We start from the raw sequence: 6946 nt of genomic DNA on the forward strand, positions 1-6946 counted from the left end.
CACGACTAATAACATCTGGGTTATCTAATACTCCGCTCCCGCGCGCAGTTTCGCGGCCAGGAAGGCGGTGTCGGAATCGAGGTCGGGCGAGCGGTGGTGGCCCTGCGGGAACGAGGCGACGCCCACGTGGAAGTCGCCGAGGTCGCGCACGATGCGCACCAGCTCCTCGGCGTACTCCACGCCCTCGGGGTGGCGGTGCCACTCGCCGAGCGGGTCGCCCGGGGGGTCGCCGCGCAGCACCAGGATGTTGCGGATGCCGGAGTCGGCGTAGGCGCCGACCAGCGAGCGCAGCTCGGCCACGCTGTGCCCGACGGCGGTCAGGTGGGCCACCGGCAGCAGCGTGGTCTCCTGCGCCAGCTGGCCGGTGACGCGCACCGTCCTGTCCTTGGTGGAGCCGCCCGCGCCGTAGGTCATGGACACGAAGGCCGGATGCATCCGCTCGAACTCGCGCACCGCCCGCCACAGCCTGGCCTCGCCCGCCGCGTCGCGGGGCGGATTGAACTCGACGGAGAACGGCACCGCACGGCCCTCGTGGGCCCGCAGGCGCTGCACCACCGACGGAGTGCCGGAGATGGACGCGGGCGCGGGATCGAAAGTCACCGGTCCAGTGTAGTGAGGCGGCCCCGGCGAAAGTGCCCGCGCGCGCGTTCCTGACATATCAGCTGGTAGAGACGCTGTTTCCGACAAAGTTGAGCCCGGTGGGCACAGCTTGCGCACATGCGAGTATTCTTCGTGTCGGCAGCATCGTGAACTCGCACACACGAGCGCGCTCACGCCTGCCGCGAAACGTCGGCGCGATGTTCCCGGACCGGAACCCGCGCCGAGCACACCAGCACCGAAATACTGCCCGACTTCCGCGCAGCTGCGACACACAGCTCAGACACCGTGACCTTGGAGGTTCCTCTGTCCGCCGGACCCGGTACTCCGACACGAACCCCTGCCGCCGGGACTCCCGCGCCGAGGCTGGGGTCCGAGGAGTTCATCGCCTCCGTGGAGGCCGCGCTGGTCTCGTTCTTCGCGAGCCGCCGCCCCACCGTCTCCGCTCTCGGGCCGGTGTTCGAGGAAGCCGCCGACACCCTGGAATCGTTCGTGCTGCGCGGCGGCAAGCGCACCAGGCCCGCCTTCGCCTGGCACGGCTGGCTCGGCGCGGGCGGCGACGAGAACGCCGGCGAGGCGGGCCCGGTCCGCACCGCCTGCTCGGCGCTCGAACTGGTCCAGGCCTGCGCGCTGGTGCACGACGACATCATCGACTCCTCCCGCACCCGGCGGCGCTTTCCCACCGTGCACGTGGACTTCGAGCAGCGCCACCGCGAGCGCGGCTGGTCCGGCGATCCCGCGCACTTCGGCATCGGTGTGGCCATCCTCGTCGGCGATCTGGCGCTGGCCTGGGCCGACGACATGGTGCACGCGGCAGGGCTGAGCCAGGCCGCCCTCGCCCGCTTCGCCCCGGTGTGGGCGCTCATGCGCACCGAGGTCCTCGGCGGGCAGTTGCTCGACATCAACGGCGAGGCCGGGCGCGACGACTCGGTGGAGGCCGCGCTGCGGATCAACCGCTACAAGACCGCCGCCTACACCGTGGAGCGGCCGCTGCACCTCGGCGCGGCGCTGGCGGGCGCGGACGAGGGCCTGATCGCGGCCTACCGCACCTTCGGCACCGACATCGGCATCGCCTTCCAGCTGCGCGACGACCTGCTCGGCGTGTTCGGCGACCCCGAGGTCACCGGCAAGCCCTCCGGCGACGACCTGCGCGAGGGCAAGCGCACCGTGCTGCTGGCCGAGGCGCTGCGCCGGGCCGACGACACAGACCACACCGCGGCGGCTCTGCTGCGGGACAGCATCGGCACCGATCTGGATGCCGAGGACGTGGAACGCCTACGCGCCGTGCTCGTCGAGCTCGGCGCCGTCGACGATGTGGAACGCCGCATCGCCGATCTCACCGACCGCGGCCTGGCCGCATTGGAAACCAGTTCGGCCACCCCGGCCGCGAAGCAGACCCTTCGCGACATGGCGCTGGCCGCTACCAGGAGGACTGCATGAAAGCCGTTGTGTCGCCCGCTCATCGGGTGATCACCGTCGGGGCCGGGCCTGCCCCGCGCGGCACCGGCAAGCGCCGGGGCAAGGCCTTGGCCGCCCTCACCGAACGCCGGGTGATCCTCGGCGCCTCGCTGCCGACGCGGCGAGAATTCCCGGTCCCCCGGTCGTGTTCGGCGCTCCCGGAGGACGACCTGTTCGCCGACGACTACTTCGACGCGCTCGACGACACCGTCCTCGAGGACTGAATCCCGGTTCCGTCCGCACCGGCCCGGCCTCGCCGGGGTCCGGCCCCACCCCCGCGTGCCCGCCGCAAGCCGGGCGCGCCCGGGTGCTCCGGCCTGCCGGGGGTAACCTCCGCACCGGGTGGCACAGTGCCGGGAGCCGAGCGGCGGGCTCCCCTCAGGAGCGGGAAGCCGGCCGGTTCGACGCGAGCCGAAGGAGAGGGAGCCGGATGAAAACCGTTGCGGGACCGACCGATCGGATCGTCGTCGTCGGCGCCGGGTTGTCCGGGCTCGCCGCGGCGCTGCACCTGACCGGTGCGGGCAGGCAGGTCACGGTGTTCGAACGCGCCGACCATCCCGGCGGCCGGGTCGGCCACTACACCGGCCAGGACTACCGCATCGATTCCGGTGCGACCGTGCTCACCCTGCCCGAGCTGGTCGATGAGGCGCTGGCCGCCGTGGGGCACACCCGCGCCTCGGCGCCGGTGCCGCTCGAGGTGCTGTCGCTCACGCCGAGCTATCACGCCCGCTTCGCCGACGGCTCCGAGATCAGGGTGTTCGCCGACGAGGAGGCGATGGCGCGGGAGGTCGCGCGCACCTGCGGCGCGCCCGAGGCCGAACGATACCGGCGGCTGCGGGCCTGGCTGGCCGACATCTACCGGGCCGAGTTCGCCGAGTTCATGGACGACAACTTCGACTCGCCCCTGGACATGGTGCGCACCCGCGCCAAACGGGCCGCGCTGCTCGATCTGGTGCGCCTCGGCGGTTTCGGCAGGCTCGGCGCGAAGATCGACCGGCTGCTCACCGACCGCCGCCTGTCGCGGCTGTTCACCTTCCAGGCCCTGTACGCGGGCATGGCTCCGGCCGACGCGCTGGCGGTCTACGCCGCCATCCCGCACATGGACACCTCGCTCGGGGTGTACTTCCCGCGCGGCGGCATGAGCGCGGTGGCGGCCACCATGGCCTCGGCGCTCACCGACGCGGGCGGCACGCTGGTCTGCGACAGCGAGGTCGACCGGATCGAGTACACGGGCAAGCGCGCCACCGCGGTGGTGCTCACCGACGGCAGCTCGGTGCCCTGCGACGCGGTGGTGCTCACCGCGGACCTCGGTTCGATCGAGCGGTTCGGCGGCAGGCGCAGGCGCGGGCTGCGGGCTTCGCCCTCGGCCGTGGTCGCGCACGGCACCGTGCCCGTCGAGGTGGCCGCGGCCTGGCCGGTGCAGGCGCATCACACCATCGACTTCGGCGCGGCCTGGGAACAGACCTTCCGGGAGATCGCCACCCGGCGCGGCAAGGGCAGGCTGATGAGCGATCCCTCGCTGCTGCTGACCCGGCCCGCCCTGACCGACCCCGATCTGCTGATCACCCGCCCGGACGGCCGCCACGAGCCCTTCTCGGTGCTCGCGCCCTGCCCGAATCTGGACAGCGCGCCGCTGGACTGGGACCGGACGGCCCGGCCCTATCTCGCCGAACTGCTGGCCGAACTGGAGCGGCGCGGCTACCGCGGCATCGCCGAGCACTTCACCGTCGACCACCTCGACACCCCCGCCACCTGGCGGGACAAGGGCATGCTGGCCGGCACCCCGTTCGCGGCGGCGCACCTGTTCCGGCAAACCGGCCCGTTCCGCACCAGGAACATGCCCGGCTTCGCCGACAACGTGGTCCTCGCCGGTTGCGGCACCGTGCCCGGCATCGGTGTGCCGACGGTCCTGCTGTCCGGCAAACTCGCCGCACACCGCATCGTCGGCGCAGGCGGCGGCATCTCCGGGGATACGGCCAGGACCAGGGCGAGCGCTTCCGCGAGCAACCACTAAACTGTCAGCCGACCATATCCACACGCGGTTGCGACCGCCGATCTCGCCCGGGGGAACCGACACGACATGCATCCCCCCGACACGAGCACCGCAGCCCCCACCACCGCCGCCGCGAGTGGCGCCGTTCCCGGTGGAGGCCGCACTCGGATGCAGGCCTGGGCCGACTTCGCCCGCAGCCAGGAGGGACACGCGGCGCTGCTCGGCTTCGTCGGCGCCGCGCTGATCACCTTCGGCGGCTTCGGGGCGGGCAGTGTCAGGACCCGCGACCCGCTGCTCGAGGCGCTGCACCTGTCCTGGCTGCGGTTCGGGCACGGCTACGCGCTGTCGACGATGCTGATCTGGGCGGGCGTGCTCGCCATGATCACCGCCTGGGTGCGGCTGGGCCGCAGCACGCTCGGCTTCGGCGGCCGTCCGGTGCACGTGACGCTGAACGAGCTGCGCGCGATCGTCGGCATCTGGATCTTCCCGCTGCTGTTCGCGGTGCCGATGTTCAGCCGCGACGCCTACTCCTACCTGGCCCAGGGCGCGCTGCTGCGCGACGGATTCGACCCGTACGTGGTCGGCCCCGTCGCCAATCCCGGTGTGCTGCTGGACAATGTGAGCCCGGTCTGGACCACCACCACCGCCCCCTACGGCCCGGCTTTCCTGCTGCTCGGACGCGCCATCACCACGGTCACCGGCGACGACGTGGTGTCGGGGACCATCGCGCTGCGGCTGGTGATGCTGCCGGGCCTGGCGCTGATGATGTGGGCGGTGCCCTATCTGACCAAGCATCTCGGCGGCAGGCCGACGGTGGCGCTGTGGCTGGCGGTGCTCAACCCGCTGGTGCTCATCCACCTGATCGGCGGCGTGCACAACGAGATGCTGATGGTCGGCCTGATGTGCGCCGGTATCGCCCTGGTGCTGGAACGCCACCACGTGGCGGGCATCGTCGTGGTGGCGATCGGCGTTGCCATCAAGGCGATGGCCGGGGTCGCCCTGCCGTTCCTGGTGTGGATCTGGATGCTGCACGAACGCGAACGCCGCGCCGCCGAGCGGGCGGCCAGCGATCCGAACGCCGAGCGAGATCCGGCCTCCAGCGAGGAGTCCGGGCCTCCAGACGCGGCCAAGCCCGGTCCCGACATGCCGCATCCGGCACGGACCTTCGTCAAGATCGCCGGCCTCGGGCTGAGCGTGTTCGCGCTGGTGTTCGTGATCGCCACCGCCGCGGCGGGTGTCGGAATCGGCTGGCTCACCGCGCTTTCCGGCTCGAAGAAGATCATCAACTGGCTGTCGCTGCCGACCGTCATGGCGCATGCCACGACCTGGTTCACCAGCCTGCGGCTGGAACCGGTGCTCAGCGTCACCCGCATGCTGTGCGCGGTCGCGCTGGTGGTGCTGCTGGTGGCCACCTGGTGGCGCTTCCGGCACACCGAGCGCGAGGCGGTCTTCGGCATCCTCATCGCCTTCGTGGCCATCGTGATCCTCTCCCCCGCCGCGCTGCCCTGGTACTACTCGTGGCCGCTGGCGCTGGCGGCGGGCTTCGCGCTGTCCACGACGACGCTGATGGTGCTGGTCGGCATCTGCACCTGGCTGATGCTGGTCTTCCAGCCGGACGGGTCGATCGGCCTGTACAACTTCTGGCACGTGGCCGCGGCGACGTTCGTGGCCGTGGTGGCCGCCCTGTCGCTGCGCTACGTGGACCCGCTGCGGCTGAGCGCCCCGCCCGCGAAACCACGCGCGGCGCAGCCGGTGCGGGCGGCCGCGGCGGAGCCCGCCACCACCGCCCGGGCGTGAACACCCCCGCCGGAGGACCGAACCGGGCGTCCGCGCCGGGAGATCCCGGCCAACCCGATCCGCTCGGCGTCGACCTCGCCTCGGTGGATCTGCCGCGCGCCTACCGGTGCTGCCGCGACATCGCGGCGGCGCACGGGCGCACCTACCACCTGGCCACCCGCCTGCTGAGCGCCCAGCAGCGGCCGGCGGTGCACGCGCTGTACGCCTTCGCGCGGGTGGTGGACGACATCGTCGATGTGGACACCTGCCGCGTCGACACCTGCCGCGTCGGCCCCGACGGCGGCGACGGTGGACCCGCACCCGTGGTCTCGGCCGTCGACCTGCTCGACCTGGTCGAGGCGCAGGTCCGCGCGGCGCTGGGCGGCCGGGTGCACGCACCGGCGTCCGCGCGGGCACTGCCGCAGGCCTGGCCCGCCGTGCTGGCGGCGCTGACCGACACCGTGCGGCGGTTCGACATCGACCCCGCGCACTTCTGGACGTTCCTCGACTCCATGCGCATGGACGTCCCCGGCTCGCCGCTGTTCCGCGACCGCTACGCCGACATGGCCGAGCTCACCGAGTACATGCGCGGCTCGGCGGCCGCGATCGGATTGCAGCTGGTGCCGGTGCTCGGCACGGTCGGGCCGCGCGCCGAGGCCGAGCCCGCGGCGGCGGCGCTGGGCGAGGCGTTCCAGCTCACCAATTTCCTGCGTGATGTGGCCGAGGATCTGGACCGGGGGCGGATCTATCTGCCCGCCGAGGAGCTGGCCGCCTTCGGGGTGGACGAGGACCTGCTCGCGCACTGCCGCGCGAGCGGCGAGACCGACCCGAGGGTGCGACGCGCGCTGGCTCATCTGATCGAGCTCGACCGCGCGTACTATCGCAGGGCCGAGGCGGGCATCGACCTGCTCGCGCCGAGGGTGCGCCCGGCCATCCGCACCGCGAGCGTGCTGTACGCGGGAATCCTGGAGCGCATCGAGGAGTCCGGGTACGCGGTGTTCCGGCGACGCGCGGTGGTGCCGCGGCGACGCAAGCTCGCCGTCGCGGCGGGACAGGTCGTCCGGGCCGCGCTACCCGGCCGGGTGAGCGGGTAGCGCGAACCGGGGCCGATCGGGCCGGGAG

The 6946-nt window shown here is 72.4% G+C and carries 5 protein-coding genes and 1 pseudogene; 5 read left to right on the top strand and 1 reads right to left on the bottom strand.

Annotated features, from left to right (window positions below; genetic code table 11):
• Positions 1 to 27: 27 nt before the first annotated feature.
• Positions 28 to 600, bottom strand: a pseudogene (locus tag QH283_RS14575) (methylenetetrahydrofolate reductase); the annotation flags it as partial.
• Positions 601 to 891: 291 nt separating this feature from the next.
• On the opposite strand from QH283_RS14575, the gene QH283_RS14580 reads away from it, so the two are divergent.
• The 5 genes from QH283_RS14580 to QH283_RS14600 all read left to right on the top strand — a co-directional run bounded on the left by QH283_RS14580 (position 892) and on the right by QH283_RS14600 (position 6918).
• Positions 892 to 2037 (top strand): polyprenyl synthetase family protein, encoded by a 1146-nt coding sequence (locus tag QH283_RS14580; RefSeq protein WP_280503539.1) that lies wholly within the window; start codon positions 892 to 894, stop codon positions 2035 to 2037.
• Positions 2034 to 2279, top strand: coding sequence for a hypothetical protein (locus QH283_RS14585; RefSeq protein WP_280503540.1), 246 nt, complete (start codon positions 2034 to 2036; stop codon positions 2277 to 2279). The genes QH283_RS14580 and QH283_RS14585 overlap by 4 nt, the downstream gene beginning before the upstream one ends.
• Positions 2280 to 2485: 206 nt before the next feature.
• Entirely contained in the window at positions 2486 to 4069 is a 1584-nt protein-coding gene (gene crtI, locus QH283_RS14590; RefSeq protein ID WP_280503541.1) for a phytoene desaturase family protein, read from the top strand.
• 66 nt (positions 4070 to 4135) lie between these two features.
• Positions 4136 to 5845 carry an alpha-(1->6)-mannopyranosyltransferase A gene (locus QH283_RS14595; RefSeq protein WP_432420730.1) on the top strand — a complete coding sequence of 570 codons (1710 nt, stop codon included), beginning with the start codon at positions 4136 to 4138 and terminating at the stop codon, positions 5843 to 5845.
• 83 nt (positions 5846 to 5928) lie between these two features.
• Positions 5929 to 6918 (top strand): phytoene/squalene synthase family protein, encoded by a 990-nt coding sequence (locus QH283_RS14600; protein WP_280503543.1) that lies wholly within the window; start codon positions 5929 to 5931, stop codon positions 6916 to 6918.
• Positions 6919 to 6946 lie beyond the last annotated feature (28 nt).

Source organism: Nocardia farcinica (assembly GCF_029867845.1).
In the GTDB taxonomy this organism is placed as follows: Bacteria; Actinomycetota; Actinomycetes; order Mycobacteriales; family Mycobacteriaceae; genus Nocardia; species Nocardia farcinica_A.

Excerpts from the sequence above, each read along its gene's own strand:
- QH283_RS14595 (WP_432420730.1), top strand. The coding sequence starts at position 4,136 with ATGCATCCCCCCGACACGAGCACCGCAGCCCCCACCACCGCCGCCGCG.
- QH283_RS14585 (WP_280503540.1), top strand. The coding sequence starts at position 2,034 with ATGAAAGCCGTTGTGTCGCCCGCTCATCGGGTGATCACCGTCGGGGCC.
- crtI (WP_280503541.1), top strand. The coding sequence starts at position 2,486 with ATGAAAACCGTTGCGGGACCGACCGATCGGATCGTCGTCGTCGGCGCC.